A 26,256-nucleotide genomic window follows, 5' to 3' on the forward strand; every position below is an offset into this window, starting at 1 on the left:
AAGCGCCGACACAGGTGTACTGATCTGCGTGCGCGCCCTTGGTTTTGCTGGCGCCGTGAACGGTCGGGCACATTCCGCTGTGCCGGTTTCTCACGGTTCCCACCATTGAAGCCCGCGACGCGCTGTCGTCGCTGACAGCTCGTGAGAAGCGGGCTGAGGCATGGTCGAGGCTGCTGTGGTCGCCCCACTCAGAGCCTGCTGACAAAGGGATCTCAAGTGCGTTTGATGATGGCGTGCAACGCCTCGACATGTGCGGTGAACGCGTGGCGGCCCTGGGCGGTGAGCGATAGCCAGGTTCGTGGGCGCTTGCCGACGTACCCCTTGGTGACCTTGACATAGCCGGCCTTCTCCAGCGTGGCGGTCTGTTTGGACAGCGCCGAGTCGCTTACCTCGACGGCGTCGCGTACGTACGCGAACTCCGCCTTCTCGGCCGCCGCGAGCGTCGCCATGATCGAGAACCGGACAGGGGAATGGACGACCTCGTCCAGCGCGTGCCGGGGATGGCTCATACCCGAACCCGCCGAGCCGTCACGCAGGCCGCCCCGAATCCGGGCAGCGCGACCAGCGCCGCACCCGGCAGCCACCAGGCCAGGTCGCCGTGGAAGGACGTGATGCCGACGCCGAGCACGAGCCCGTACAGCACGGCCCAGATGCCGATCATTGCACCGTGCGTCACCGCCATCCCGCGGTGCGCGACTGGCTGCCGCGCCGCGTACACGCTCAGCACGCCGATCGCCGGCATCCAGATGGCCATGCTGACCGCGATACCCAGCGGGCCCTTCAACAGCCCGAGCGCGAGCACCATCGCGAATGACATAGTCCCGTAAGCCAGTTGATAACGGACCACCCAGCGTGAGCGCCGGTCCACTGATCTCTTCAGCCGTTGCGCCTGCGCCAGTGCGGCCGCTGGATCCAGTTCGTTCGTCGCCATGCCGATACTGTGGCAAGTACTTTCCAGATTGGCAAGTAGTTTCCTCCAGATCGTGATTCAGAGTTGGCATGGAGGCGACAGGGGAGCTCGCCTTGAGTGTCGCGTTCTGGGTCGGGAGATCGTTGAGTAATGGTCAGGGCTGATCAATAGCCGGGGAGACAGGAGCGGGCTCCTGATAGCTGAGATGGTGTTCAAGCAGCTCAGCGGCCAGGAGCCCGCAGGTGACCGTCTACTCCCTTGCGGCGGTGAACACGACCGTTTGCGGTTCGGATGGGTGTGGGTGTGCGTGTTGGGATCGGACGCCTCGGTATCCGTCGGATCTGACCGACGCCGAATGCCCGCGGCCGCGTCGGCGGCCGGCCCTCCGTTGTCAACGACAAGCTGCTGCGCGCCGCCCGCGACATGCTCCCCAACCCCGAGAACAGCATCGAGACCATCGCCGCTTTGCTCGGCGTCTCGGTCGGTACCCTCTACAACTACATCCCCGATCTCAAGGAACTACGGACCTCCCGCGTCCCCGCCCAACTCCCGGGCGAGGATCGGTGACGCTCACGCCGGGCCGGCGGGCCTGATCAGGCCCGCCGGCCCGCTGCTGCGTACGCAACGCCTCAGCTGCCGCAGGCGCAGCCCGCAGCCGTCGGCGCGGCCTCGGCCGCATCCAGTTGACCAGCACAGCAGGCGTCACCGCCGAGCGCGGCGCTCTTGCCCAGCTGGTCGGCGTCGGCCTTGACGACGTAGACCTCCCACGGCTCCTTGCCGGGGCCGTGCACCCAAACCTTGTCCTGGAGGGCGTAGCAGCAGGAGGTGTCGTTCTCCTCGAAGGTCGCGAGCCCGGCGTCCTTGAGGCGGGTGGTGGCGGCCGTGACTTCGTCGGTGGTCTCCACCTCGACGCCGAGGTGGTCCAGGCGGGTTTCCTGTCCCGGCTCGCCCTCGATGAGGACGAGCTTGAGCGGAGGTGTGGTGATCGCGAAGTTCGCGTAGCCGGGGCGGCGCTTGGCGGGCTCGACGCCGAAGAGCTTGGAGTAGAAGGTGACCGACGCTTCGAGGTCGGCGACGTTGAGCGCGAGCTGGGCACGGGACATGGCGGTCTCCTCGGATCGGTTGCATCGACTTCTGTCGATACAACCTTGCGCGCTGGATCGATAAACGTCAACATAGAAGCATGTCGAAACAAGAGCTTGTGGTGCTCGGCCAGGACGGCACCGAGGGGTGCTGCCCCGCCCTGCTGACCGCCCCGCTGGACGAAGGCCAGGCCGAGACGCTGGCGAAGGTGTTCAAGGCGCTGGGCGATCCGGTCCGGCTGCGGCTGCTGTCGATGATCGCCTCCCGAGCGGGCGGGGAGGTCTGCGTCTGTGACCTCACCCCGGCCTTCGACCTGTCGCAGCCGACGATCTCCCACCACCTCAAGCTGCTGAAGCAGGCCGGGCTCATCGACTCCGAGCGGCGCGGGACGTGGGTGTACTACCGGCTGCTGCCGCAGATGACCGACCGCCTCGCGGCGATCCTCACCCGGCCCGCCGGACAGCCCCTGCCCGAGACCACCCCTGCCGGGGCCGCCTCGTGAGCGGCGAAGCGACCAGCACGGTGGCGTCCGCGGGGCCGGTCGCCCGGCGGCTGTCGTTCCTGGACCGGTTCCTCGCCGTGTGGATTCTGACCGCGATGGTGGCCGGCCTCGGCCTGGGCCGCCTCGTGCCCGGCCTCGGGGACACGCTCGCGAAGGTCACCGTCACCGGCGTCTCACTGCCGATCGCACTCGGCCTGCTCGTGATGATGTACCCCGTGCTCGCCAAGGTCCGCTACGACCGGCTCGACACCGTCACCCGCGACCGGCGCCTGCTCATCCCGTCCCTGGTCCTGAACTGGATCGTCGGCCCGGCCCTGATGTTCGCCCTGGCCTGGATCTTCCTACCGGACCTGCCCGAGTACCGCACCGGCCTGGTCATCGTCGGCCTCGCCCGCTGCATCGCCATGGTCATCATCTGGAACGACCTCGCCTGCGGCGACCGCGAAGCCGCCGCTGTACTCGTCGCCCTGAACTCCGTCTTCCAGGTGATCTCGTTCAGTCTGCTCGGCTGGTTCTACCTCTCCGTACTCCCCGGCTGGCTCGGCCTGGAGCAGGCCGCGCTCAACGTGTCCATCTGGGAGATCGCCCGCAGCGTCCTGATCTTCCTCGGCATCCCGCTGCTGGCCGGGTTCCTCACCCGCCGCCTCGGCGAGAAAGCCAAGGGACGCACCTGGTACGAGACGAAACTGATCCCCCGTATCGGGCCGTTCGCCCTGTACGGCCTGCTGTTCACGATCGTGGTGCTCTTCGCCCTCCAGGGCGACGCCATCACCTCGAAGCCGCTCGACGTCGCCCGGATCGCGCTGCCGCTGCTGGTGTACTTCGCCGTGATGTGGGCCGGGTCCATGGCCGTCGGCCGCGCGGTCGGACTGGACTACCCGAAGGCCACCACGCTGGCGTTCACCGCGGCGGGCAACAACTTCGAGCTCGCTATCGCGGTCGCCATCGCCACCTTCGGCGCCACCTCCGGCCAGGCCCTCGCCGGAGTCGTCGGCCCCCTCATCGAGGTCCCCGTCCTGATCGGCCTGGTCTACGTCGCCCTGGCCGCCCGCCGCTTCTTCCCCCAGCCCACCCCGACGGGCGGTCCGGTCGCCGCCCCGGAAGGTTCCGCTCGTGTCTGAGACCTCAAGGCTGTCCGTGCTGTTCGTATGCATCCACAACGCCGGACGCTCCCAGATGGCGGCCGCCTTCCTCACCCACTTCGCGGGCGACCGCATCGAGGTCCGCTCCGCCGGGTCCGCACCGGCCGACGCCGTGAACCCGGCCGCCGTCCAGGCGATGGCGGAGGTCGGCATCGACATGTCCGCCGAGACGCCGAAGGTGCTGACCATGGACGCCGTGCAGGCGTCCGACGTGGTGATCACCATGGGCTGCGGCGACACCTGCCCTGTCTTCCCCGGCAAGACCTACCTCGACTGGAAGCTCGACGACCCGGCCGGTCACGGCATCGAGGCCGTCCGCCCGATCCGAGACGAGATCGAACAGCGCATCCGCGGCCTGCTCACCGAACTCCAGTCTCACTGACACTTCCCGTGGCAGAACGACTGACGTTGGCGTGGCAGACGACAGTCGGATTGTCAGTCGGAGGCCACGCGAGAGCCTGAGTTCGAGATGCCGCTGGGGGCTGGCGCCGGCGGCGCAGGCCGATGGCATAGCTCCCAGCTGCACGGTGAACCAGGTGACTTACCGGCGCGGACCGGCAGATCAGAGCCGCCTGGGTCGTCACAGCCCCGTCGAGTTAGGGGAGCGAGGAGTCGGCTTACATGACGACGAGCTGAAAATTCTTCAGCGATGTTTCGCTGTCCGTTGGCCGACGGCCCCTCTCCGCCGGCCAACAGGAGGGTTCAGCGGTTGTCGGCCGACGGAGGAACAGAGTTTGCAGCCCCCCTTCTTCTCCAGCTACCGCTCGCCCCTTCGGCTTCGGCCTGCGACTCGTCAAAACGCATGGGGACAGGAGACAGCCCCATGATGGGGTAGTCGTGGGCCTCGATCACCGCCTGGTCAAATCCGCTCATGACCAGTTCCTCAGAAATTTTGAGGACCTCTGCGTAGTCAGCAGGAGTCGGTCCACCCCGTATGTGCTCCAGGGGTCCTCCCCTGTAGTTCGCCACGCGCATGAGCTCCGCGATTCGACTGGGCGTCAAACCCCCTGCGTACTGAATCGGCTCCGTCTGCCTTCTGCGGTAGGCCATTACAGATAGCAGCACGATGGCACCGCCAACTGGCACCAGCAACCACATCAGGGCAAAACGATAGTTTTCGATAGCCTCGAAAATCTTGGCCCCCGCGTTACCCAGTGGGGCCAGCCTGCTACTCCCATGGAAGGCCAACCAGCCCAGCAGCCCCCCACAGACAATCGTCGCTGACACTGCGGCAAGGAGAGACGCGAGCGTTCTCGTCGCTCGCGCAACGTGACTGGCCACTGTGCCCCGACCAAGGCCGGTCATCTCGGCAAGCTGGGCGTGTGTGAAGCCGTAACCCTTGGCCAGCATCACGAGCCTTCTCTGCTGCGGTGACAGCGAGGCAAGCCCGTTCATCACGTCCAGGCGGCCGTCGACATCCTCACTGACCACCTCAGAGACTCGGATGAACTGCATCGGGTCGAAGGGACGAGCGACTCCCACACGCCGGCTCTCGTCACGGACCCTTCCGGAGATGACCTTGTATGCATACCCAGCCAAGTTCCGGATGGGTGTCTTCTCATGGTTGGCCAACGTGACGACAAAAGCGTCCTGCACAACGTCCTCAGCGCTGAGGCGCGACTCCGGAATGCTCTCCTTTGCCAGGCAGCGGCGCGCATGACCGAGCAGCTCCGGCTTCTTCTCCAGGTACATCGCCGACACCACGTCGGCTGCTGCCTGCCGTCCTTCAGACATGGTTCTTGTTTCCCCCCTTCCGTCCGGCGCCGTGGGTCTGAGTCTGAGATTGAACGAGAACTTCGCTGCCGCGCCGACCTTCTACGGTCTTGGCCTTGATAATTTCGGCCTTGCCACGTGCGCGGGCGCCGTCGGCCCAGCCCTGAGCAATGATCAAGGCGGCCTCTCCCTTGGCGCAATTCCGAGAAGCCGCACTCTTCACCAACTTCTTGACCGATGGTGCTACCACCAACAGAACCATCAGAACAGCGAACTCCATCACTGAACCCCTTTTCTGCAGCAGTCCTGCCGTCCCCCGCGGATCGGGAGCCATGTCCAGGCCCACAACCAAGAAGGGGAGTCGGGGCGCCCTCTGCATGACGCACCTCGTCGTACGCTCAGACAGAAGCGACCCCCGGCAGTTTCCCGACACCGTTGGCGAATGCCCTGTGCCAACAGAGGTTGGTGATCACTAGGTTTGTGCCATCAAAGTTGAACGGCTGCTCGGAGGGATGAACGTGGAGGACTCGCAGGTCACCTTCCGCTTGGAGCTGGGCGTAACCGGGTTCCGCGACCGGGGTGACCCGCCCCTGCCGAGTACCGATCCCAGGACATGCCGTGCCGCCTGGTATGCCGCGGCGCGGGCTGCGGGCGGACAGGTCGAGGACTTCACGGAACAGGAGTACCCGCAGAACTTCCACAGCGCCACGATCAGCGATCGGGACGGCACACACATCGCGCTGTTCCACGCTCACTACCCGCTGATCGCCTTCGTCGGAGACCGGCGCTACTGGTACACCGACGAGTTCCAGAAGCCTCCCACTTGGGCCACCGTCCTCACTGACGTCGGCTTTGCCGCCTTGAGCGCAGCACAGCTCCTGTCGCCGCTGACGGAGTCGGACACCTCTGCTCTGTCTGCGACGGAGTGGCGCCAGATCAAGCACTGGCGGCCGGAGACCCTTGGCGCAACACTCTTCAACTCATGGGACTGACGGTCAGCCCGCGTTGGACGCGGTCCTGCCGCGTTCTACCGGGCAGGCCGGAGGGCTGCCAGATGCGACGTGCGAGTGCAGGCTCTTGGGGTGTCGGTCCACCATGCATTGAGGTGGTGGAAGTTCATCGCGGCCGCGGTGAGCTGATGCTGTAGCCGCGTCTTGGCCAGGCCGTGATACCGGCATTCCCGCAGACCGAAGGCTCGAACAGCTTGGGAGATGGTGCCTTCGACCACAGCCTGGTGTGCGTACTGCTCTTTCCACTCCTGAGTGTCCTCCTGGGTTCGTGCCTGCTGACTCGCCTCATACTCCGCTTGTGGGCGGAGGGTGATCCGACGACCCATGTCCCACTTGCTGTTGGAGCGGGTGCACTGCTCCCAGGACTTGCAGGGACGGCAGGCAGCCGTCGGGAAGCGTGCTCGGACCACGGCCGTCCCCTCCTGCGAGCGGTCTTCGATCCAACGACTGCTGATCGCGCCTTTGGGACAGGTCACCTGCCGGTTCACCCAGTCGATGGCGAAGTCGGCCTGGGAGAAGCCGCCATCCCTGGTTTGCCAGCTGGTAGAGGCGAGGATCGGACCCATCAGGTTCACTTTGTGCATTCGGCGAGCGGTGACCACTTCCCTGGCTGTCGCGTAGCCCGCGTCGACCAGGTGGCAATCGGGCTGCAGGCCCCGCTCGGCGAGGTGGGCGTGGATCGGGGCGACCAGCCGCACATCATGGACCGTGGAGTCGGTCGTGGCGACGTGGTGATCAGGTTCGGACAGTCCGGTTCGCAGGTCTCGGTGAGGTGGACCTTGTAGCCGTCCCAGAAAACACCGCGCTTCACGCTCCCTCGCGTAGGAGCTTGACGGTGCCCCGGGGTTGCGCCGGTTGAGCCCGGGGGGCGTAAACCTGGAGGCGTCAGTCTCGCCGTTTTCGGCGTACTGTTTGAGCGGGTAAATCAGTGCGTCCAGGGTCTCGCGCACGCCAGCAGTTCGAGGGAAGCTCGCGGCAGCCCAGACCAGCTGTTCTGCACCTGCATCCAGTTGCCCGTTGCCTCAGCGGCGTGGCGTTCGAAAGATGCCTCATGTCGCCCCAGGTCGCTACGCACGGTGGTGAGCATCGCGTCGACCGCGGCTCGCGCGGGCTCGGCCCCCGTGACGACCAGTTCGGTGTAGGCCTCCGCCAGAGCCGTGCGCAGTTCCCGCAGAGATTTGAAGACAGCTCTCCACATCTCGAAATATAGGTCGTCGTGGAGCACTCCCTTACTGAGCATCATCGCCAGGACGCGCTCCACCGCACGCCGGGTGACCGTTCGGTCGTCGCGCGCATGCTGCAACGCGGCCAAAGCCTGCGCGATCTTGGATGTGGATGCGTCATCCAGCACCGGCAGTCGCTGATTGGCATCAACGATCTGGCGCAGCATCCGCTGGGCATCGCCGGGATCTGCCGAGGACCTGAGCCAGGCATTGCTCCGCAATCGCACCCAGGCCACTAGGTGCGGGTCGTCGGCAAAGGCCCTCGCCGGCAGCGCCCACAGCTCTCTTGCCTCGGGATGACCAGGGGCCTTGTCCGATTCAGTGATCCCGATGAAAAGACCGTCGGCGAACAACGCCGCGCCCGACATACCAGCCCAGACACTGCTGCCACCGGGCCGCGCAAGACGGGCTCCGCCTTCGATCTGGACAACCCACCGGTCGCTCTTCACTCCCGACAACGGCGTGAGAAGCCCCTTGACCTGACGAGACTCACGTACCCGTCCGTCCACGTCGCTGTCCGGGAACCCACTGCGGTGACCTCAACCGGATCCGTACCAGTCACATCCGCCCATGTGGGCGAACTGCGCGAAGCGGGACCGTCGAGCAGGATGTGCCTCCTCCTGGTGGTCTCAGTGACGACCAGCAGGGCCACATCGAACTGCGGTGACCACCACACAACGACGGCATCGACGAAAGTTGCTTGCCCGCCGCGACGCAGCTGTCGGATGCGGCAATGCGGGCGGTCCCGCGCAAGTCCCCCCAACCTCTCCTGCCAGTTCTCTGGTGATGGCGGCGCGAGCGGACCATCATCTGGCAGCGCTCCCTCGACGACGTGCCGCGCCGTCAGCACTGTGTCCTCGCTGATCAGATAGCCGGAACCAACTGAGCCCGTTTGAGGCTCATAGATTTCGATGACCAGATCCTCATTCAGCACCGATGCAGTCCTTCGTCTCGACGTCCGTCACTCCGAAGCGTCAGTCCGGCTCACCCGCCGCTTGGGCGTTGACCTTGACTGATGCGGTTTGACCGTTGCCATCGACGGTGACCGGCGTGACTGACAGCGACAGCTGGTGGGTGGCCTGGTCGCCGATCTGCCCCTTCGTTCCGAAGGACACAACGCCGAACACCGCACCCCGCCGTCCCCCGTGGCTTCTCGGGTGATCGCCAGTGTGACGTTCAACTCCACGGCCCCAGCTCGAACCGCAAAGCCTCGTCGCGCCCACTGCCCATCGCCGCGGTGAGCTCCGCGCGGAGCGCCTGGATCGTCTCTGCCAGTCCGGCGGCAATCCGATCACCATTACTGTCCTCCCTGGTTGACATCGCAATCTTCCTGGTACTCACGCTTCAGAGGTCCTCAGTCAGGCGTCCTCGTCTTCCTCGGCATCGGTCGTAGCCGCAGGGGGCACAGGCCACCATCATGGAGCCGGGATGCCTGGAAGCCATAGCGGTCAAGGCAGTTGAGATCGGCAAGACTTGAGAGGGACAACCGCGCGACGTCCTCGTCCAGCACCGACGGCCCGCAGATGTCAGTCCTCCGCGCCATCCTCGTCATCGTCGAGCTCAACGGCGTCCGGGTTGCGCAGGGGCCGCAGGTCCCCACCCGCCGGGACGCTGGCGGTGAAGCTGTAACGGCCTAGGAAGTTCAAAGTCCTGTGCTTGAGTGGGGAAAGCCTCCCCACGCCCTCCCTCTTCGATCACCAGGTCAGGGGGAACGTAGCGGCCCGGCACCAGCGCCAACCAGGGCGTCCTCACTCGCAGGGGTGAAGATCAGCCGCCGTTGATGCCGTCGAAGCCGCACAGCACCGGGGCCCTCTCCTGCGCTGCGCCGCACAGAACGGACACCCGGGTGCCGGGCGAGCTGCCAGTGTTCTTCGGCGAACATCTGCAGCTCGGGCCTGCCCCGCGGGGTGTCCAGACCTTCCAGGCACCGACGGCCAGGACGGAGGTTCCGACCGCGAGCGGGCTGAGGAGGCTGTCGCGTTCGTGCACTGGGATGACCCCGATCCGTGGACCGCGATCATCAGTGACTACGGCCAGTACCCCGGCGGGCAGTCCCTCTACAGCCCGGATACCGGGAGGACTTGGCGGTGGGTCCGTGACCTGCGCCCGGACGAGATGTGACATCTCCTCCGTGTCGGGGCGGAACACGAGGGCGCTATCGGCAGTCATGCTCGGCCTGCCCATCGGCACGCGGGCCCCGCCTTGCGGTCTTCTGCAGAGGGAGTCCTACACGGCGTGGGGCAGGTCGGTGAGCAGGGTACGGACGCGGGGGTGGTTGCCGTGGTGGTGGCGCAGGCTGGTGGTGACGGTGTCCAGGTGGTGGTGGACGCGGTGGGAGCCGACGTGCTGGGCCAGGGTGAGTGCGTGGCGGGCGGCGGTGCAGGCTCCGTTGATGTCGCCGGTCTGCAGGCGGGCGTCGGCGAGTTCGCTGGCGAAGAGCGTCCGGTCGCGGGGGTAGCCGTCGCCGGTGAGTACTGTGCGGCCGGCGAGGTAGGGCTCGGCGAGGTCGGGGTGGTGGGCGGCGAGCAGGGCCCGGCCGGTCTGGGCGTCGATCGCGGAAGAGTCCAGCCACAGAGTCCACCAGGGTTCTTCGCTGTCGTGGGCGGCGGCGAGGTGGGTGCGTGCCTGGCCGTCGGCGCGGTGCAGCGCCTCGGTGTCTCCTTGCTGGCCAGCGAGTGCGATGCGGCGCATCTCCAGTACGGCGTGCAAGCGCGGGGTGAGGGCATGCGGTCTGCGGTTCTCTGCGACTTCCAGCAGGGTGGCGGCTTCGTGGTACTGGCCGAGCCAGGATTCCTGGTAGGCGGCTGAGGCAAGCAGGTTGACGGTGGCGTGGTCGATGCCGGGGGCGTCTGGGGCTGTGCGGGCAAGGCGCAGGCCGGTCTGGTAAACGCGTTGGGCCTGCGGGTGGTGTCCGGCGTCGAAGAGCATCCACCCGTAGGTTTCGCTCATCTCGATGTAGGCGGTGTGCAGGCGTATGCCTTCGGCGGTGTTGTAGCGACTCTCGGCGATGAGTTTGCCGACGTTCTGCCAGATGCCGCCGGCCCAGAGCAGAGTGGAGGCGCTGCCTTCACTGTCGTCGTGTTCCCGCGCTTCCCGGACGGCGTGCTCGACCGTCCCGGCCAGCTTCGGGGACACTTTGTCTCCGTCCTGGGCTGCGGCGAGTGCGGGCGCTCCTCTCATGAGCAGGTCCAGGTCCAGGGCCGGTGCGGTGGCGGCGGCTCCGGACAGCAGGATGAAGGAGCGTCGGTGCATGGGGGTGTCTCCCTGGGTCTCGCGCAGCAGTTCTTCGGCGGTGGCTTCCCTGGAGCGCGTGGTGTTCGTCCTGATGACGCAGTCGCAGCTCTCGGCGTTCAGCGGTGGGCGAGTTGATGCACTCCTGTCGCATCGGACAGGGCCGGCAGTCGAGCACGGAGAACCGCACCCGCAGCACGGGCTGTCCCCCTCTGGGAGAGCCGTTCACTCCAGGTGATGCTGGTCTTGGCACCGGGGCAGACGGCCTGCTTGCTGTTCCAGTCGGTGGTGAACGCGTCCTGGCCGAAGCCGCTGTTCGCGGTGGCCTGCGCGCTGTTGTCAACACCGACACCAGCGCCAGCCCGGCCGGTGACCAGGCAGGACGTCCCCGGACAGGGAAGAGATCAACGAACTCCTCGTCCGTGAACAGCGGCCCCGACTCATCCCGCAGCCGGATCGCCAGGCTCCCCTGGCCACTCGTGACCTGGACGGCGCCCTGGACGCCGCGAACGTTGGCCTGGAGTTGCTGGAGAACCGAGTCCGCTCGGACCGGGCATGCGTCCGGCTGACGAAGTTCAGCCGCTACCTCGAACCGCACTCCACGGTGCCGTCCGTACGAGAGTTCCGCGACCGCCTCCGAGCACTCTCTGTAGATGTCTGATGGCGGGGCCTGACTGCCCGGACGCCAGGCAATTGCGCTGGGACGCGAGTCCGGCGCAACCACCGTTGCTGCCTCAGCTGGACGACGCAGGTCTGCGTGATCGCCTGCGGCCAGACGGTGGCGACGGCATCGGGCAGGCCCTTGAGGCCGTCGCAGACGACCATGCAGACGTCTTCGACGCCGCGGTTCTTGATCTCGGTCAGCAACTGGAGCCAGTACTTGGCGTCCTCGCCGCCGTCGCCGGCCCAGAGCACGAGGATGTCTCGGGTGCCGTCCACGGTCACCGCGAGGGCCACGTAGATCGGACGGTTCGCCACCTGTCCGTCGCGCACCTTCACGTGGATGCAGTCGATACATGGGCTTCGTTGATGGCCTGTTCCCACCACGCAGCGAGCTGGTGGAACTCGGGGAGGGCAGCGTCGGTGAGGAAGTATGCGCTGGTGGTGCCGTTGTAGCTGCACGCGATGACTGAGGCGGGGTGGTTGCGGGGAAGCCACGTGGTCATCTGGATGTGGGTGACCGGGTCGCCTTGGTAGTGCAGGAGGCGGTGGAAGGCGACGTGGGAGGTGTTGATGACAGCTCGCGGCGGTGTGGTGAGTTGGGCGGCGAGGCCGCGGCCGATGTACGTAGGGGTCTTGTCGAGGATGGTGCGTGTGGCCGTGCGTGCCATGGGACTCTTCGGTTCGCGGGTAGCTGCGATGATCGAGTCGAGGCGGTCCTGGTGGGTGGGCTGGTGGCTGGGCAGCAGGAGTGTGGCGTAGGCGAACAGGTTTCCGGGGTGATCCGCCTCGTGGGCGCGGCGCACGTCAACCATCATGACCGCGGGGACCGCTCGGTCGGCTCCCCGTGACCAGTGTGAACGGGTCCAGGTCCGCACGGCCGTGGCCAGTGCGGCCAGGAAGGCGTCATTGCTGCTGCCGCCGCGGGCTGCTGCGATGTCGCGCAGTACGTGGGTCGGGGCGCTGGCCCAGGTGCCGATGCGGGAGTTGTGCAGTGGGCGGGCGGGGTCGTTCCAAATGTCGTTGCGGGCGAGGGCGCTGAGCATTCCTTTGAATGTCTGGGCGCGTACGCGTAGTCCGGCCCGGGGCTCCGGTTGTGCAGGGGTGATTGCGGGGGCGGCGTTGAAGAGTGTGTAGAGGACATTGCGCAGTGCTGCGCCGTCTTGGCAGGCATGGTGGAAGCGGTAGCACAGCGTGTACTGGTCTGCGGAGTGGCCGTGCAGCAGCCACAGGTCCCATGGTGGGCTGTTGCGCGGGAGCGGGTGGGGGAGCAGGTCCTGCAGGGTGGCGTCGAGATGCGCCTGGCCGGGTGCGATCGTCCGTTCCCTGATGCGTTGTTCCAGGTCTGGCCGAGGGTCGTGGGCCCAGCGGGCTCTCAGCCCGGGGCCGTGGAGGTAGTGAGTCAAGCAGGGCAGCCGGGGAAGATGGCTGGCTACGTGCTTGCGGAGGCCTGAGAGTGCAGGCGGCCGGCCGGCCAGGTGGAGAACGACTTCCATCGTCTGGGACAGCCAGGGCTGCTTCTGGGCCATGTCGTGCATGGTCAGGTCCATGAGGCTGGGCCGGGTGGCGGTGAGCATGAGGATGCCTTGTCGAGAGTGGTCGAGGTGTCGGTGCGAAGAGGACGTGTGACCAGCATTGCGATCTTGAGGGGCTGGGTTCGCGGGTGAAGGGACGTGTGGTCGGCGGTTATCGCAGAAGAGCAAAGACCAAGCCGCCGAGGACAGTTCCCAGCACGGCTCCTACGATGGTCTGACCGGGGGTATGGGCGTTCAGACGGACTCGGGACCAGCCGAGTAGGGGGATCAGGGGAGCCAGCACAAGTGTGGGCGGCCCGTAGGCCAGTGTGAGGACGGCGAGTGTTCCTGCGGCTACGGATGTGTGGAGGGACACCTTCCACACTGTGGTGATGCCCAGCACCACTGCCGCGCAGCAGAGCATCGCGATCAACAGTGCGGTCATCTCCGTGGGGGCGTGGATGGCGAACATCGTGGCGAGGCCGACGGCGACGGACGCCATGCTGGCGGGCAGCAGCAGGAGACGGTCCTTGAGGCGGGGCAGATGACGGCTGTCCCAGTAGCCAAGGCGTCGACCGGCCGTGTTCAGGGCAAGGGGGATGGCTACGGTGAACAGGGCGGCGAACAGGCCCCATCTGATGCCGTTAACGCGTTCGGCGTGCCAGCCGGTCAGGACCGTGACGAGGGCCAGGCAGGGCACCGGATCCAGCAGGCCACTGACGCGGCGAGCGGTACGCAAGGACGCTTCCTGGGAGGGGGCTGGAACAGTGGTCATGGGTGCTCCGTGACGGATGCTGTAAGCCGGTGGACGGCATCAGCTGATGCCGTCGGCGGTGGCAGGGGGGTGGACAGGTGCAGGAATGGTCAGCCCTGGTGACGTGGGCGGGTGTTCGCGTGGGCCAATGCGGTCGTGGAGGCGCCGCATCCACGGCGGCGCCCACCAGTTGGCGGGTCCGAAGAGGGCCAGCGCGGCGGGAACGAGGATCGGCCGGATGACAAAGGCGTCGACCAGGACGCTCAGAGCGCTTCCGATGCCCGCCATCTTCAGCGTGGTGAGCGCAGAGGTGGCCAGCGTCAGTAGCACGGTGATCAGGATGACGGCGGACCAGGAGATCGTGCCGGCGGTCTGCCGCGCGGCTTCGATGGCGGCGATGCGCATGTCGCCAGTGAGGAGGTAATACTCACGGAGGCGGGAGAGGAGGAACATCTCGTAGTCGGTGGCGAGCCCGAAGCACACGCAAATGATCAGGATGACGACAGAGGGATCGAGGTACCCGGGGGCGCTGACATCGCCGAGCAGGAACGCCGCGTTTCCGTCCTGGAAGACAGTCACCAGCACGCCCATGCTGGCGGTCAACCCAAGGCCCGCCAGGGCCAGGGCCTTGACGGGCATCAGCACGCTGCCGGTGAACAAGAACAGCAGCACGAAGGTACTGGCAGCCATGAAGCCCAGCGCCCAGGGAAGCTGTCCGGACAGAGCGGCGAGAGTGTTGACTCTGTCTGCCGTGCCGCCCACTGCGGTGACCGGCCCTGGCGAGGTGAGCGCCCGTAGGCGGGCCAACGTTGCCGCGGCCTCGTCGCTGCTCGGCGCGTCGGTGGTCACCACCCGAACCACATTGCGGCCCGCCGGGCCGGAGGCGGTCAGTACCGTGGCCTGTGCCACGCCCCGGGTGCGGGCCGCAGCCTGGGCATAAGCGACGGCCTTGCCGTCGCCGGCGGAACCGGGAGGCAGCAGGAGCCATACGGGATCAATTTGACGCAGGTCGAACCGCGTTCGCATCTGCTCTGTCGCGGCCCGCACGGCCGAGGTGTCGCGCAGCATCCGCTCGTCAGAGGTGGTGAACGTGGCGTGGGCGAAGGGCGCGGCGAGCGCGCACAGCAGCGTTACCAGCGGAATGGACCACAGCCAGGGGCGGTCGGTGGCCAAGGCAGCCAGTCTTCCCCAGCCCTCCCCGCGGGGGCGGGGGCGTGGTGGAGGCTCACCGGGCAGGAGAAGCCGGTCGCCGCGGCGCCCCAGCAGGGTGATCGTGCACACCACCACGATCACGGCGCTCACCGCGGCGATGGCGATCACGCTCAGCGCCGCGTAGGCCAGCGATGACAGCGCATAGACCGGGAAGAACAGCAATGCCAGCAGGGCGGCGCAGACAGCGAGCGCGGAGTAGATGACCGTGCGGGCGGCGGTGCGGGCGGTGACGTCCAGGGCCTGGTTGCGGTCGTGCCCGGCGGCGCGTTCGCTGCGGTAGCGGGTGATGAGGACGAGGCTGTAGTCCACGGCGAGACCGAAGCCGAGTGCGGTGGTGAGGTTGAGGGCGAATACACCGACCGGGACGACCAGCGTGAGCAGCCGCAGCAGGGCCAAGGTCGTGGTGACGGCCACCATGCCGACAGCGACGGGAAGCAGCGCCGCAGTCAGGGACCGGAAGGCCAGCAGCAGGGCGAGGAAAGTCAGAGGGACAGCCAGGAGTTCCGCGCGCAGCAGCGCGTCCTGCGCATCGCGGGTCAGCTCACCCTGGACCAGCGCCCTTCCGGCCGCCCCCACGTGCAGTCCCTCGGTGCGCGTCACCTGGTCAGCCAGGTTCCGGGCGGTCGCAGCGGAGACGCGTTCCGACCCGGAGATGTGCACCAGCACCAGGGCGGTGCGGCCGTCCGCGCTGAAGAGGGGGGAGCCGGGGGGAGACGTCCACGGATCGGCTGCAACCGTCACTTCCGGGTGCGCGCGGATCCGGGCCACCAGGGCCTGGCCGGCGCCGGCCGCCGGCCCTGACCGCACACCGCTGCGCTCATGCACGGTTACGACGAAGTTCGCATCGGCGGGGAGCTGGAACTCGGACGCGAGGACATCCACCGCCCGCCGGGTTGCCGTGTCCCGGTACTGGTACCCGCCCGCTGACAGACGGTGGGAGACATCCGCTCCGAATGCCGCCGACACCACCAGCATGACGCCGAGCCCGGCCAGGATCCGTCCGGCATGACGCTGAAGGGCTTGCGGCCACGCAGATGGGCAGCGCCCAGCCAGGTCACGGTGCCTGATTGAGCTCCTGCTCACGCGCTCGTGCTGACAGCGGCAGCCTGCGCTGCGGGCTGAGAAACATCGCCGAAGCGGCGCTGGCGCCGATGGTACAGATCCACCGCCTGGCGAAAGTGCTCAGCGCGGAAGTCGGGCCACAGCACGTCAAGGAATACCAGCTCGGCGTAGGCGGCCTGCCACAGCATGAAGTTCGATAGCCGGTGCTCGGCGGAGGTACGCACCAGCAGGTCGACGTCGGGCAGGTCCGGGAACTGCATGTGCCCGGCGAGGGTCTCCTCGGTGATCTGATCGGCCGGTACGCCGTGTGCAACGATCGAGCGCGCCGCGCGTGCCAAGTCACGCCGGCCACCGTGGTCGAGGGCCACTGTCAGGGTCAAGGTTCTATTGTTGCGGGTCAGGTCCTCAGCGAAGGCGATGTCCTCGTAAACACACTTCGGGATGCGTGCATCGGCTACACCCAGGTAGCGCATACGGACATCCATATCGTTCCAGGCGCGGAGGTTGTTACGGATCACTCGCTGGTTGAGCCGCATGATGAAGTCGACCTCGGGCTGTGGGCGGCGCCAATTCTCGGTGGAGAACGCGAACAACGTCAGCCAGGAAACCCCACTGTCCACGGCGGCCCGCACGCTCGCCACGACGCCCTCCTCGCCAGCCGAATGGCCGTCAGCACGCTCACATCCCCGCTGCTCGGCCCAACGGCCATTACCATCCATGATCAAAGCGACATGACGCGGCGGTGTGTGCACAAGCTGCTCCTCAAATGCGGTGGCTGACCTGTAGTTTGCTGCCACCCCAGGGCGCCGGACGCGCAAGGCCACCCCTCCGTGCTGCAATCCTCAGCACTTCGAGTCACCCCGAGCTCAACCGTTGACACCGCCCCGAACACGCCCAGGCACGGGGATGAGACCGGCCTCGGTTGCGCTTTTCGCTGGCCGAGCGCGCGGACCGAGGGAAATGTCGACGTCTGCGCGCCGCGATTGTGCGCACAGCCAGCCCTGCCGCAGGACGGCAGGGTTTCCAGACCCTCGGGACCCTCCTTTATGCGCGCGCCGTGTACGCGCAAGGCTCCGGAGCCCCCGACTACGTGCTGCTTTTGTCCCCGAGCAGCATGGACGGCGTCGTGCGCGGGCGACCTGCCCCAGTCCTCGGGATGCGCAGGTCGCCCAGCAGCAACGGCAGGATTGCCCGTCGTGCGCCTGCCCGGGTGTCACAACCACAGCCAGGGGGCGGCCCCGGCCGTCGACGGCGTGGTGGATCTTCGTGGTCAACCCGCCACGAGAGCGCCCGATCGCGTGCCTGACAGGCTCGCAGTGGGCACCGGGACCGTGGGCGTGGGCCGCAGCCCGGCACGATTCAGGACGGTGGGTGTTCGTGGCGTGCTGGTGGGCCCTGCTGATCGTGGAGTCCACCGCGACCCGCCAGTCGAGCTGCCCGGCAGCGTCCGCATCAGCGAGCAGCACGCCCAGGATTCGGTCCCAGGTCCCGTCCCCGGCCCACCGGCGGTGGCGGGCCCACACGGTCTTCCACGACCCGAACCTGCTCGGGAGGTCTCGCCAGGGGATGCCGGTGCGGTACCGGTAGACGATCGCCTCCACCACACGGCGGTGATCAGTCCAGGGTCGGCCCCGCCTCCCGTTGCTGGTCGGCAGCAGCGGACGAATGCGGTCCCACTGCTGGTCGGCCAGCCAGGCGTGATGGGGCATCAGGATCAGAGTGCTGACGTGCTGTTCGCCCCGGACCGGCGGCCCGGCCGGGCTCAGTCAATCGTCTTGATGGCCTGGGCGGGAACTCCCGCGACCAGGGTGCGGGCAGGCACATCACGAGTGACCACCGCGCCGGCAGCGACCACCGCGCCAGCACCGATGGTCACTCCCTGCGTGATCGTTGCTCCCGCACCGATCCAGACGTCGTCTTCGATGACGATCGGGGCGAGGGAGAGGTACTCGCAGCGCTCGGCGAGGGGCAGAGGGTGCCCCCCGGTGATGAGATTGACCTTCGGGGCGATCATGACACCGTTGCCGATGCGGATCCCGCCCTTGTCCATGAACGTGCATCCCTGGTTGACGAAGACGTTCTCCCCGAACGTCGTGTTCAGCCCGCACTCGGTGAAGAACGGCGGGTAGATCGTCACCGACTCCGGGAGCGGACCACCGAACACAACAGAAAGCAGTTCAGCACGACCTTCGCCGTCGCTGAACGGCAGCACGTTCAGCCGAGACGTCGCGTCGGTCACCTCCACGACTCGCTCCATATGACGTGCGAACTCGGGCTTCTGGACATACATGATCTGATCTGTGCGAGTAGACATGCGCTAATCCCACCACCCTGAAGAACCTACGATCAAACAACCTCGAGACCAACCAGCGACAACCAATCGTTGTGAAATTAGGGTGGGCATGTGGATGTTGAAGCGATGCGGACGTTCGTGGCCGTCGCCGAGACCGGCCAGTTCCAGGCGGCGGCGGACGAGCTCGGGATCAGCCAGCAGGCGGTCTCCAAGCGGATCGCGACCCTGGAGAAGCACCTCGAGGTCACGCTCCTGGTGCGCACCTCCCGCGGCTCCCGGATGAGCCTGGACGGGCAGGTCTTCCTGCCGCACGCCAAGAAGGTCCTGATTACCGTCGAGCAGGCCGAGCAGGCCGTGCGCCCCGGCGGCCGGCCCTTGCGCGTCGACGTCCTCAACCGGCGCATCGCTCCTGCCCAGGCCGTCTACCGGTTCTACCGCTCCCACCCCGAGATGAACCTCGACGCCGTCACACTGAGCGAGGAGAACGCCGCCCAGGCCACCCACGCGGTGCTCGATGGAACTGTCGACGCGTCCTTCCGTGCTCTGCCGGCAGGCCAGGTCCCGGCCGGGATCAGCGCCGAACGACTCCTGGACGGAGCCCTGGAGCTCCTGGTCGGCCCCGGCCACCCGTTGGCGGACGCGCCCTGGGTCAGGCCTGCGGACCTGGCCGGCCACCGCATCTGGATCCCCGGGATCAGGCCCGGCACGGAGTGGGCGGCGTTTTACCAGGCGCTGTCCGAGGCCTTCGGTCTGAGCATCGACGCGCTCGGCCCCCACTTCGGTGACGAGGCCCTGATGGACGCGCTGGCCGACTCGGCCTCGCTGGCCACCCTCGTCGGCAGCGGGGACCGGTACGTGTGGCCCCAGACCCACGACCTGCGGCGCATCCCGTTGCGCGAACCGACCCCGGTGTACACGCACGTGCTGCTGTCCCGCACCGGAGACCAGCACCCCGTGCTGACCGCGCTACGCGACCATCTGCGCACCTCAAGGCTGCGCACCCCGGACGACGTGTGGGCGCCGGCCTGGATAGACCGCTGACCAGACGACCGATTTAGCGGACACGCCCTGACGCCGAGGAGGCACCCGGTATGCCGGAAGGACGCGGGAGTACCCGTGTGTGGGTGTATGCCCGTCAGTTCTACATCGTCGACCCGGACCTCGGTACCGACCAGGCACCGGACATCGCGGACGCCGGCAACGGGCTGATCGCCGTCGGCGAGGACGGCGCAAGCGTCCTGACCGGACTGACTCTCGGACCGGTCGAGGTCACCGTCACCACGCACGTGTCCGAGCCACCGCTCCACGAGGGTGACTGGGACGAGGTGGTGCAGACGTCGTTCATCTCCACCACCGGCTCGGCTCTTGTCACCTCCTGGGAGGACGGCGAAGCCGAGGACCTGCCCGACCTTGCCCCCGACGGACCGGGTAGCTACCGCGTGCGTGTCCATGCCCGCGGCCGTGACGAGGGACGTGTCAAGGACAGTCTCGGCCCGGACGACGACCCGGTCGAGGTCTACCTGCTTCAGGTGTGGCCCGCTCCCGCGGCCGGAGAACGGATCATCCGCCAGACCGACCAGGCCGGCGACGCATGGCGCCAGATCTAGAAGAACAACGGGTCCGCCGCCACACAGCGGCGGACCCGTCACTGAAAGACCAAGGCCAGAGACAATCAGGCCCCACACCGTGCCGAAATAGGCAGCAGGAAGCCACGGCTGAGCTCCAGACCGTCCCGGCCAGGCTGACGTCGATGCCAGGGAGCCGTGATTCACCCGTGCGGGTATTCGCCCGCCGGACCCGGCCGGGCTCGGGCAAGGTGATGGGTGAGGCAGCCGGGCCCATGAACGAGACGGCGCTGCAGCGCGCCGCCCGGTCGGCCGGCCTTTGAGGTGTCACCGGCGTTCCGGTGGGGGAGGGGCGAGCATGTGGGAGGCCGAGGAGTTCGGCAGCGAGCACGAGGGCCGGCCCGGCATCCTGTTGGCTGATGGCACGGAGCCGGGCCCGGTGTATTGCGATGCCGGCAGCGGGTCGATAGTGCACCAGAGCGTTGACTGGTGGGCCTATGACGGCACGCTCGGCGCCCCGCTCGCCACCGAGCTGCGCGGTGCGTGCTCATGTGGCTGGCACGGCAGCACCCGCTACTCGCTCGACTGGGAAGCCGTCGACCGTCGGCGCCCGTACCTGGCCGACACCAACGGACCGGAAGACGACTGGGACACCCACATCACCGAAGTACAGGCCCGCACCGCGCCCGTGCCCGCCGACCTCACCGCCCTCCTCGACCAAGTCGAGGAACGCCTCACTGCCCTGCTCGCTGACGAACCACTGCCCGCATTCCGCGCCGTCGCCGCCCTGTGGCGCCTCACCGATCGTATGGCAACTGACGCCGCGTTCAGTGTCGACAGCACGGACGGGCCACAGTGGGACGCCGTCGTCCAGGCGCTCGGGATCAGCGACAGGCCGCCCGCTCCCGCCTGACCCATTACGCCCTCCGCCGCTGACCCTGGGGATCGGGCCTCCCGATCCCCAGCACGCGGCCGCTGATTCATGCGGAGGTGGCGGGGCTGCGGCGTCGGATGTCCGCGTACACGCGGGCCTTCACACCCGGCATTCCGGGCTCGCGTTGTACGGGGTGATGCCGGAGGTGGCCCACCACTGCTCCAGCCCGGCCATTACGGCGTGGGCGGTTTGCTCGTCGGCGGCGGTGATGTCGAGACCCACGAGGCCGAGCTCATCAATGTGCTGGGCGTCGATCTTCATGCCGACTCTGACGCGGCCATCGCCCGGCCGGGTTCGCCGGCGCCGCGCACGCCATCCGTACGAGCGAGGTGAGGCCCCACCCCGCGGGGCGGTGGTTGACGGCGCCGCCTGCCTCACGTTTGGTGGCGGGGTGCGGAGCGGCGCTGGCCACGTGCCGCGAGCGGGTCGGTCTGTCCAGCACCGGCTCCGTCGCCTACCAGCTCGGCCGCCTCGAAGCTCGCGGACTGATCAGCCGCACCGGCCACCGTTGGCGCTCCTGCCGCCTCAGCACCTGACCCCGGGCGCGGTACCGCGCGGCGGACTACTTCACTCAGCAGTTCGTCCGTGCAGGGGCGGCGCTTTTTGGTGGTGCGCGCGTCATGGTGCTTGGCGGCGTTGCCCGGTGTTCCAGGCCTGCCAGCCCAGCTACCACATGACGCAGGGCCGTGACAGGCGCTGGCAGCTCAAAGCGGTGCTGTCCGTACCGAACCCTGCGCACTCCTCGCCGCTCAACGCCACCGCTGTCATTGACCGGGCCAACCTGGCGCTGACCGCCGCCGCGGCAGTCATCGCCGATCCCACCAGCACACCGGAGCCGGAACCTCAGGTCCAGCGCCCGGGTCAGCTCGGTCACGCTCTCAGGCGACAACGACCCGGCCACCGACACGAGCGTCTCCCTTCACACCTTTCACCATCGAAGCAGCCAAAGGCGCCACATGCCCGCCGGGCACGGCACGCGAGGCAGCCTCTCCCGCCACTGGCTGGCCGGACTGCGACTGTGGCGTCCGTTCGCAGGTCACGTGCCGTACGGGTGGGGGGATCCACTGAGCAGGTGTGGAGTCACCCCCGAGCAGGGGGTGGCCACTTTCACCAGGCGCCGTCCTTCCCGTACCAGGCACCCGGACGGCGCAGCGGGCCGAGCGGACTTGGGCCGGCCCCTAAATCATCTTCATGGGCGGGTTGAGTCCAGCAGCTACCGGCGGTGCCGGCCGGCCTGCCAGAACAAAACGGCGCACTTGTTGACGGAGGCAGTGATGACTGAGGGTCTGCGCAAACGGCTGATCGGCGCCTGGAAGCTGGTGTCGTACCAGGAGATCCCGGTGGACGGTTCCGAGCCGTTCGAGCCGCTGGGCCATGAACCGCAGGGCATCATCATGTACACCCCCGACGGGTACATGTCCGCGCAGCTGTCCAGCCCCGACCGTCCCGTCTTCGCCTCCGGGGACTGGTTCGACGGCACGAGTGAGGAGTACACGGCGGAAGCGACCTCCTACATCGCCTACTCGGGACCGTTCCACGTCGACGAGGAGAAGCAGACCCTCACCCACTCCATGTTCGTGTCCCTGTTCCCCGACTGGACCGGCCAGACGCAACCACGTGTGGTGCAACTCGACGGCGACACGCTGCGCCTGAGCACCGCATCCCCCATCACGTCGAGCGGCAAGACCGTCAACTCGGCCCTCACCTGGCGCCGGGCAGAACCCAACTGACCCCACGCGGCAACCGGGCAGCGCGGCCGCTACGACCGAGGAGGGAACCCTCATGAACACTGGACGACGAGTCGTCGTGACGGCCGGAGCCGCTGGCATCGGACTCGCGACGGCCAGGGCCTTCGCGGCCAACGGCGACCGGGTACACATCTGCGACGTCGACGAACGGGCCCTCGAACGGATCACCGAGTCCGATCCGGTGATCACCGGAACAGTCTGCGACGTGTCCGACCGGCCCGCCGTCGAGACCTTCGTCGAGGCCGCGGCCCACACCCTCGGCGGCATCGACGTACTGGTCAACAACGCAGGCATCTCCGGCCCCACCGCACCAGTGGAAGAGATGGACCCAGATCAGTGGGAGAAGGTGCTGGCCGTCAATCTCACCGGCACCTTCAACGTCACCCGGCTCTCCATCCCCTTCCTGAAGAAGTCCGACTGCGGCGTCCTACTGATCATGTCCTCCGTCGGCGGACGCTACGGCTACCCCAACCGCAGCCCCTACGCGACCACCAAACGCGGACTGATCGCCCTCACCGAGACCCTCGCCATCGAACTCGGGGACGACGGGATCCGCGTCAACGCCATCGCCCCGGGCGCAGTCGCCGGCGACCGCATCCAGCGGGTCCTGCAGGGCCGAGCCGACGCCAGCGGACGCCCCCTGGCGGTGGTCACCGCCGACGCCCTGAGCATCCAGTCCCTCAAACACTTCACCGACCCCGACGACATCGCCGCACTGGCGCTCTTCCTCGCCTCTGACAGCGCCAAGTCCATCACCGGGCAGACCATCCCCGTCGACGGCGGCTCGAAGACCGCACAATGACACACGACGGAAATTCCTGTTGCAGCAAGGGCGTGCCGCGCGAAGGCGCCGGCACCTTCCCAGCCTTGACCACTGCCTGTCGGTCACTACGGGGGGGCCGGAATGCTCGGGCGGGTCTTCCTCGACAGGGTGCGACGGCGACGGAGTTCTCCCTGGCGGCATCCGGTCTCCTGCCACCCAAAGAGCGCCACGCCTTCCTTGAGCGCCCAGGAGCCACTCTTGGACGCCTTCGCGGGCGCTTCCTGCTCCCGCGGGGAAGCGCACCATGCCGAGCTGCCCCAGACGCTCGCGCTGCCCGTCTATCAGCCGCGCGCCATCGCGCCGTGCGACGCCGGCCGGGCAACTTAGAGGCCGCACGAATAGGCACATGATCACCGCCGACGTTGAGGGCGTGTGTCCCAGCGGTGGGTGGCCCAGGCTCGGCGGATGAGGCTACGGACGGTGATGATGGTGTCGGCGAGGTCGAAGAAGGCATCGATGACGGTGGCGCGCCGTTCGTAGCAGCGGGTGAGCCGGTGGAAGGCGTTCTGCCAGGCGCGCGCGCGTTCGACGTGCCATCGCTGGGTGGCCTGGACGGGCGCTTTGATCCCCTTGCGCGCGATCCGGCCGTGCAGTCCGCGCTCGTTGAGGAGGGTGCGGGTGGTGGCAGAGTCGTAGCCGGCGTCGAGGTGCACGGTGATCGCCTCGGGCAACGGCCCAAGCTCTTCCAGGAGGTCCAGGGTAGGGGCGAGGAGGGGAGAGTCGTGGCGGTTGGCGCCGGCCAGGATGCGGCCGAGGGGAATGCCGTAGCCGTCCGTCATACCCGAGCGTTTCATCCCCTGCTTGCCCCGGTCGACGGGTGAACGCCCGGCTGCCTCGCCCCCGCCGGGGGCCTTGGTGATCGCGCCGTCGATCGCGATCCGATCCAGAACGAGACCGACAACGCGATCGTAGGCGTCCAGCGCGATCTGCTTCAGCCGGGCGAAGATCCCCAGGCGTATCCACTCATCCCGGCGGGCCCGGATCGTACTCGCCGAGCACGTGGCATCCGCGATGGCCTGGTAGGAGCAGCCGAATCGCAGGACCTGCAGGAGCTTGTCGAAGACGGTGCGGTCGCTGATACGGCGGCGGTGGCAGCCCAGCGGGTGGGCCGGATCGAAAACGGGCCGTGTTGGGAGCAGGGCAGAGAACTGGTCCCACAATGGTTCGGTCAGCCACGACGGCAGTACGGGCATATCACTCCCCAACGGTCGCACGGCGCCGCGGGGGTGGTGATCGCGGCGCTGGTGGTGGTCTCGCCGGACGGGCGAGCGGCGCCCGTGCCGGCGCGGGGGCGGGGGTATGGGTTGGTGGTTCAGCCTGCCGTTACGGCGTGGCGCGACACCCGCACGGTTTCGACGGCTGATGCAAGGCAAGGGGTTACGGCGGTCTAGGGTACGTGCGTGCGCTCGCCCGGGTGGGTTCGGTATCGCCGCTTCGCCGCCGGGCCCTCAGGTTCCGGCCGCCGGTGACATGGGATGTCTGATTCAGTTCGGTGCCAAGCGGCTACGGCTACCGCAGTAGTGCCGTATGGCACGACGGCATCGGTGCAGGCAGGGCCAGCGCCGTGTGCGGTCAGCGAGGGGACAAGCAAGCGAGTTCCCTGTCGAAGCCGACCAACAGCTCTCCGCCCAGCGCCACCGCCACCGCGGGAACAGACGCGGGGAAGGGCAGGAAGGGAGTGACCTGCTGGCCGGTAGCCAGGTCCCACACCCGCACCGTCTCATCCCAGCCGCCAGTGACGCCGACTGGACGGCCCTCCACCACTCCCATCGCCACCGCCACGACCCGGTCCGTATGGCCGGTCAGGGGCTCGCCGACCTGCTGGCCGGTGGTCAGATCCCACACCCGCACTGTCCTGTCCCAGCCGCCGGTGACAGCAATCGGTCGGCCGTCCACCACCGCCGTTGCCACCGCCTCCACCCCGCCGGTGTGGCCGGTCAGAGGCTCGCCAACGGGCTGGCCGGTGGCCAGGTCCCACACCCGCACCGTGGCATCGGTGCTGCCGGTGACAGCGACCGGTCGGCCGTCCACCACCGCCGTTGCCACCGCCTCCACCCCGCCGGTGTGGCCGGTCAGAGGCTCGCCAACGGGCTGGCCGGTGGCCAGGTCCCACACCCGCACCGTGGCATCGGTGCTGCCGGTGACAGCGACCGGTCGGCCGTCCACCACCGCCGTTGCCACCGCCTCCACCCCGCCGGTGTGGCCGGTCAGAGGCTCGCCAACGGGCTGGCCGGTGGCCAGGTCCCACACCCGCACCGTGGCATCGGTGCTGCCGGTGACAGCGACCGGTCGGCCGTCCACCACTGCCGTCGCCACCGCCTCCACCCCGCCGGTGTGGCCGGTCAGAGGCTCGCCAACGGGCTGGCCGGTGGCCAGGTCCCACACCCGCACCGTGGCATCGGTGCTGCCGGTGACAGCGACCGGTCGGCCGTCCACCACTGCCGTCGCCACCGCCTCCACCCCGCCGGTGTGGCCGGTCAGAGGCTCGCCAACGGGCTGGCCGGTGGCCAGGTCCCACACCCGCACCGTGGCATCGGTGCTGCCGGTGACAGCGACCGGTCGGCCGTCCACCACTGCCGTCGCCACCGCCCCCACCCCGCCGGTGTGGCCGGTCAGAGGCTCGCCAACGGGCTGGCCGGTGGTCAGATCCCACACCCGCACTGTCCCATCGTCGCTGCCGGTGACAGCAATCGGTCGGCCGTCCACCACCGCCGTCGTCACCGCGCACACCTCGCTGGTGTGGCCTTCCAGGGGCTCACCGACCTGCTGGCCGGTGGCCAGGTCCCACACCCGCACTGTCCCATCGTCGCTGCCGGTGACAGCAATCGGTCGGCCGTCCACCACCGCCGTCGTCACCGCGCACACCTCGCTGGTGTG

At 67.9% G+C, this 26,256-nt stretch carries 30 protein-coding genes and 2 pseudogenes; 11 read left to right on the top strand and 21 right to left on the bottom strand.

All coding sequences use genetic code 11. The features are described from left to right. Positions 1–212: 212 nt before the first annotated feature. The gene (locus tag ACIRP2_RS39055) at positions 213–509 is read right to left on the bottom strand and encodes a winged helix-turn-helix domain-containing protein (protein ID WP_404258521.1); all 297 of its coding nucleotides are present in this window, start codon (positions 507–509) and stop codon (positions 213–215) included. Further along, a complete protein-coding gene (locus tag ACIRP2_RS39060) occupies positions 506–931 on the bottom strand; it encodes a hypothetical protein (RefSeq protein ID WP_404258522.1) in 426 nt (141 codons plus the stop codon). The genes ACIRP2_RS39055 and ACIRP2_RS39060 overlap by 4 nt, the downstream gene beginning before the upstream one ends. A 402-nt stretch (positions 932–1,333) precedes the next feature. Between ACIRP2_RS39060 and ACIRP2_RS39065 the strand changes: the two genes are divergently transcribed. Further along, positions 1,334–1,477, top strand: a complete 144-nt coding sequence (locus tag ACIRP2_RS39065; protein ID WP_404258523.1) for a hypothetical protein — start codon at positions 1,334–1,336, stop codon at positions 1,475–1,477. 62 nt (positions 1,478–1,539) lie between these two features. On the opposite strand, the gene ACIRP2_RS39070 is transcribed toward ACIRP2_RS39065, so the two are convergent. Then, positions 1,540–2,013, bottom strand: coding sequence for an ArsI/CadI family heavy metal resistance metalloenzyme (locus ACIRP2_RS39070; RefSeq protein WP_404258524.1), 474 nt, complete (start codon positions 2,011–2,013; stop codon positions 1,540–1,542). An 80-nt stretch (positions 2,014–2,093) separates the two neighbouring features. On the opposite strand from ACIRP2_RS39070, the gene ACIRP2_RS39075 reads away from it, so the two are divergent. From ACIRP2_RS39075 to ACIRP2_RS39085, 3 genes are read left to right on the top strand one after another with little or no spacing between them, the layout of a single operon-like run. Next, positions 2,094–2,495 (top strand): ArsR/SmtB family transcription factor, encoded by a 402-nt coding sequence (locus ACIRP2_RS39075; RefSeq protein ID WP_404258525.1) that lies wholly within the window; start codon positions 2,094–2,096, stop codon positions 2,493–2,495. Beyond that, positions 2,492–3,616, top strand: a complete 1,125-nt coding sequence (gene arsB, locus ACIRP2_RS39080) for an ACR3 family arsenite efflux transporter (protein ID WP_404258526.1) — start codon at positions 2,492–2,494, stop codon at positions 3,614–3,616. The genes ACIRP2_RS39075 and arsB overlap by 4 nt, the downstream gene beginning before the upstream one ends. Next, entirely contained in the window at positions 3,609–4,019 is a 411-nt protein-coding gene (locus ACIRP2_RS39085; protein ID WP_404258527.1) for an arsenate reductase ArsC, read from the top strand. Before arsB ends, ACIRP2_RS39085 begins: the two co-directional genes overlap by 8 nt. Positions 4,020–4,339: 320 nt before the next feature. Here the strand turns inward: ACIRP2_RS39085 and ACIRP2_RS39090 are convergent, their stop codons facing one another. Both ACIRP2_RS39090 and ACIRP2_RS39095 read right to left on the bottom strand, forming a co-directional pair. After that, positions 4,340–5,371, bottom strand: a complete 1,032-nt coding sequence (locus tag ACIRP2_RS39090; RefSeq protein WP_404258528.1) for an RNA polymerase sigma factor — start codon at positions 5,369–5,371, stop codon at positions 4,340–4,342. Continuing rightward, positions 5,364–5,630 (bottom strand): hypothetical protein, encoded by a 267-nt coding sequence (locus tag ACIRP2_RS39095; protein ID WP_404258529.1) that lies wholly within the window; start codon positions 5,628–5,630, stop codon positions 5,364–5,366. Before ACIRP2_RS39095 ends, ACIRP2_RS39090 begins: the two co-directional genes overlap by 8 nt. Positions 5,631–5,862: 232 nt before the next feature. Here ACIRP2_RS39095 and ACIRP2_RS39100 point away from each other — a divergent pair, with 232 nt between their 5' ends. Beyond that, on the top strand, positions 5,863–6,342 hold the full coding sequence (locus ACIRP2_RS39100; protein ID WP_404258530.1) for a hypothetical protein: 480 nt from the start codon (positions 5,863–5,865) through the stop codon (positions 6,340–6,342). Positions 6,343–6,377: 35 nt separating this feature from the next. On the opposite strand, the gene ACIRP2_RS39105 is transcribed toward ACIRP2_RS39100, so the two are convergent. The 5 genes from ACIRP2_RS39105 to ACIRP2_RS39125 form a co-directional block, all read right to left on the bottom strand. Beyond that, a complete protein-coding gene (locus ACIRP2_RS39105) occupies positions 6,378–7,058 on the bottom strand; it encodes a transposase (protein WP_404258531.1) in 681 nt (226 codons plus the stop codon). Positions 7,059–7,285: 227 nt separating this feature from the next. Beyond that, entirely contained in the window at positions 7,286–8,092 is an 807-nt protein-coding gene (locus ACIRP2_RS39110; protein ID WP_404258551.1) for a hypothetical protein, read from the bottom strand. Next, positions 8,029–8,517 (bottom strand): trypsin-like peptidase domain-containing protein, encoded by a 489-nt coding sequence (locus tag ACIRP2_RS39115; protein WP_404258532.1) that lies wholly within the window; start codon positions 8,515–8,517, stop codon positions 8,029–8,031. Before ACIRP2_RS39115 ends, ACIRP2_RS39110 begins: the two co-directional genes overlap by 64 nt. A gap of 40 nt (positions 8,518–8,557) precedes the next feature. Next, positions 8,558–8,710, bottom strand: coding sequence for a hypothetical protein (locus ACIRP2_RS39120; RefSeq protein ID WP_404258533.1), 153 nt, complete (start codon positions 8,708–8,710; stop codon positions 8,558–8,560). A gap of 49 nt (positions 8,711–8,759) precedes the next feature. Continuing rightward, complete coding sequence (locus ACIRP2_RS39125; protein WP_404258534.1) at positions 8,760–8,924, bottom strand: trypco2 family protein; 165 nt, start codon at positions 8,922–8,924, stop codon at positions 8,760–8,762. 642 nt (positions 8,925–9,566) lie between these two features. Here ACIRP2_RS39125 and ACIRP2_RS39130 point away from each other — a divergent pair. After that, entirely contained in the window at positions 9,567–9,704 is a 138-nt protein-coding gene (locus ACIRP2_RS39130) for a hypothetical protein (protein ID WP_404258535.1), read from the top strand. A 105-nt stretch (positions 9,705–9,809) separates the two neighbouring features. On the opposite strand, the gene ACIRP2_RS39135 is transcribed toward ACIRP2_RS39130, so the two are convergent. From ACIRP2_RS39135 to ACIRP2_RS39170, 8 genes and pseudogenes are all read right to left on the bottom strand, one after another. Then, positions 9,810–10,835 carry an XRE family transcriptional regulator gene (locus ACIRP2_RS39135; RefSeq protein ID WP_404258536.1) on the bottom strand — a complete coding sequence of 342 codons (1,026 nt, stop codon included), beginning with the start codon at positions 10,833–10,835 and terminating at the stop codon, positions 9,810–9,812. 714 nt (positions 10,836–11,549) lie between these two features. Beyond that, a pseudogene (locus ACIRP2_RS39140) lies at positions 11,550–11,828 on the bottom strand (transposase); the annotation flags it as partial. Next, positions 11,810–13,051 (bottom strand): wax ester/triacylglycerol synthase domain-containing protein, encoded by a 1,242-nt coding sequence (locus ACIRP2_RS39145; protein WP_404258537.1) that lies wholly within the window; start codon positions 13,049–13,051, stop codon positions 11,810–11,812. The gene ACIRP2_RS39145 and the pseudogene ACIRP2_RS39140, both read right to left, overlap by 19 nt. A gap of 109 nt (positions 13,052–13,160) precedes the next feature. Then, positions 13,161–13,763, bottom strand: coding sequence for a phosphatase PAP2 family protein (locus ACIRP2_RS39150; protein WP_404258538.1), 603 nt, complete (start codon positions 13,761–13,763; stop codon positions 13,161–13,163). A gap of 39 nt (positions 13,764–13,802) precedes the next feature. Further along, positions 13,803–15,929: an MMPL family transporter gene (locus tag ACIRP2_RS39155; protein ID WP_404258539.1), complete on the bottom strand. Its 2,127-nt coding sequence runs from the start codon at positions 15,927–15,929 to the stop codon at positions 13,803–13,805. A gap of 104 nt (positions 15,930–16,033) precedes the next feature. Next, entirely contained in the window at positions 16,034–16,768 is a 735-nt protein-coding gene (uppS, locus tag ACIRP2_RS39160) for a polyprenyl diphosphate synthase (RefSeq protein WP_404258540.1), read from the bottom strand. 343 nt (positions 16,769–17,111) lie between these two features. Next, a pseudogene (locus ACIRP2_RS39165) lies at positions 17,112–17,725 on the bottom strand (IS5 family transposase); the annotation flags it as partial. A gap of 53 nt (positions 17,726–17,778) precedes the next feature. Continuing rightward, on the bottom strand, positions 17,779–18,306 hold the full coding sequence (locus tag ACIRP2_RS39170) for a DapH/DapD/GlmU-related protein (RefSeq protein ID WP_404258550.1): 528 nt from the start codon (positions 18,304–18,306) through the stop codon (positions 17,779–17,781). A gap of 114 nt (positions 18,307–18,420) precedes the next feature. Between ACIRP2_RS39170 and ACIRP2_RS39175 the strand changes: the two genes are divergently transcribed. The 3 genes from ACIRP2_RS39175 to ACIRP2_RS39185 all read left to right on the top strand — a co-directional run bounded on the left by ACIRP2_RS39175 (position 18,421) and on the right by ACIRP2_RS39185 (position 20,787). Further along, the gene (locus ACIRP2_RS39175) at positions 18,421–19,350 is read left to right on the top strand and encodes a LysR family transcriptional regulator (RefSeq protein ID WP_404258541.1); all 930 of its coding nucleotides are present in this window, start codon (positions 18,421–18,423) and stop codon (positions 19,348–19,350) included. A gap of 50 nt (positions 19,351–19,400) precedes the next feature. Next, the gene (locus tag ACIRP2_RS39180) at positions 19,401–19,916 is read left to right on the top strand and encodes a hypothetical protein (RefSeq protein ID WP_404258542.1); all 516 of its coding nucleotides are present in this window, start codon (positions 19,401–19,403) and stop codon (positions 19,914–19,916) included. A gap of 316 nt (positions 19,917–20,232) precedes the next feature. Continuing rightward, on the top strand, positions 20,233–20,787 hold the full coding sequence (locus ACIRP2_RS39185) for a hypothetical protein (RefSeq protein WP_404258543.1): 555 nt from the start codon (positions 20,233–20,235) through the stop codon (positions 20,785–20,787). Positions 20,788–20,907: 120 nt separating this feature from the next. Here the strand turns inward: ACIRP2_RS39185 and ACIRP2_RS39190 are convergent, their stop codons facing one another. Beyond that, positions 20,908–21,069: a DUF6207 family protein gene (locus ACIRP2_RS39190; protein WP_404258544.1), complete on the bottom strand. Its 162-nt coding sequence runs from the start codon at positions 21,067–21,069 to the stop codon at positions 20,908–20,910. A 1,013-nt stretch (positions 21,070–22,082) separates the two neighbouring features. Between ACIRP2_RS39190 and ACIRP2_RS39195 the strand changes: the two genes are divergently transcribed. Together ACIRP2_RS39195 and ACIRP2_RS39200 are read left to right on the top strand one after the other, a co-directional pair. Then, positions 22,083–22,538 (top strand): lipocalin-like domain-containing protein, encoded by a 456-nt coding sequence (locus ACIRP2_RS39195; protein ID WP_404258545.1) that lies wholly within the window; start codon positions 22,083–22,085, stop codon positions 22,536–22,538. 52 nt (positions 22,539–22,590) lie between these two features. Further along, positions 22,591–23,358 carry an SDR family oxidoreductase gene (locus ACIRP2_RS39200; protein ID WP_404258546.1) on the top strand — a complete coding sequence of 256 codons (768 nt, stop codon included), beginning with the start codon at positions 22,591–22,593 and terminating at the stop codon, positions 23,356–23,358. A 371-nt stretch (positions 23,359–23,729) separates the two neighbouring features. Here the strand turns inward: ACIRP2_RS39200 and ACIRP2_RS39205 are convergent, their stop codons facing one another. Both ACIRP2_RS39205 and ACIRP2_RS39210 read right to left on the bottom strand, forming a co-directional pair. Continuing rightward, a complete protein-coding gene (locus ACIRP2_RS39205; RefSeq protein ID WP_404258547.1) occupies positions 23,730–24,572 on the bottom strand; it encodes an IS5 family transposase in 843 nt (280 codons plus the stop codon). A gap of 379 nt (positions 24,573–24,951) precedes the next feature. Next, a partial coding sequence (locus ACIRP2_RS39210) for a WD40 repeat domain-containing protein (protein WP_404258548.1) occupies positions 24,952–26,256 on the bottom strand: 1,305 nt, incomplete at its 5' end.

The organism is Streptomyces sp. NPDC101194, assembly GCF_044767885.1.
In the GTDB taxonomy this organism is placed as follows: Bacteria; Actinomycetota; Actinomycetes; order Streptomycetales; family Streptomycetaceae; genus Streptomyces.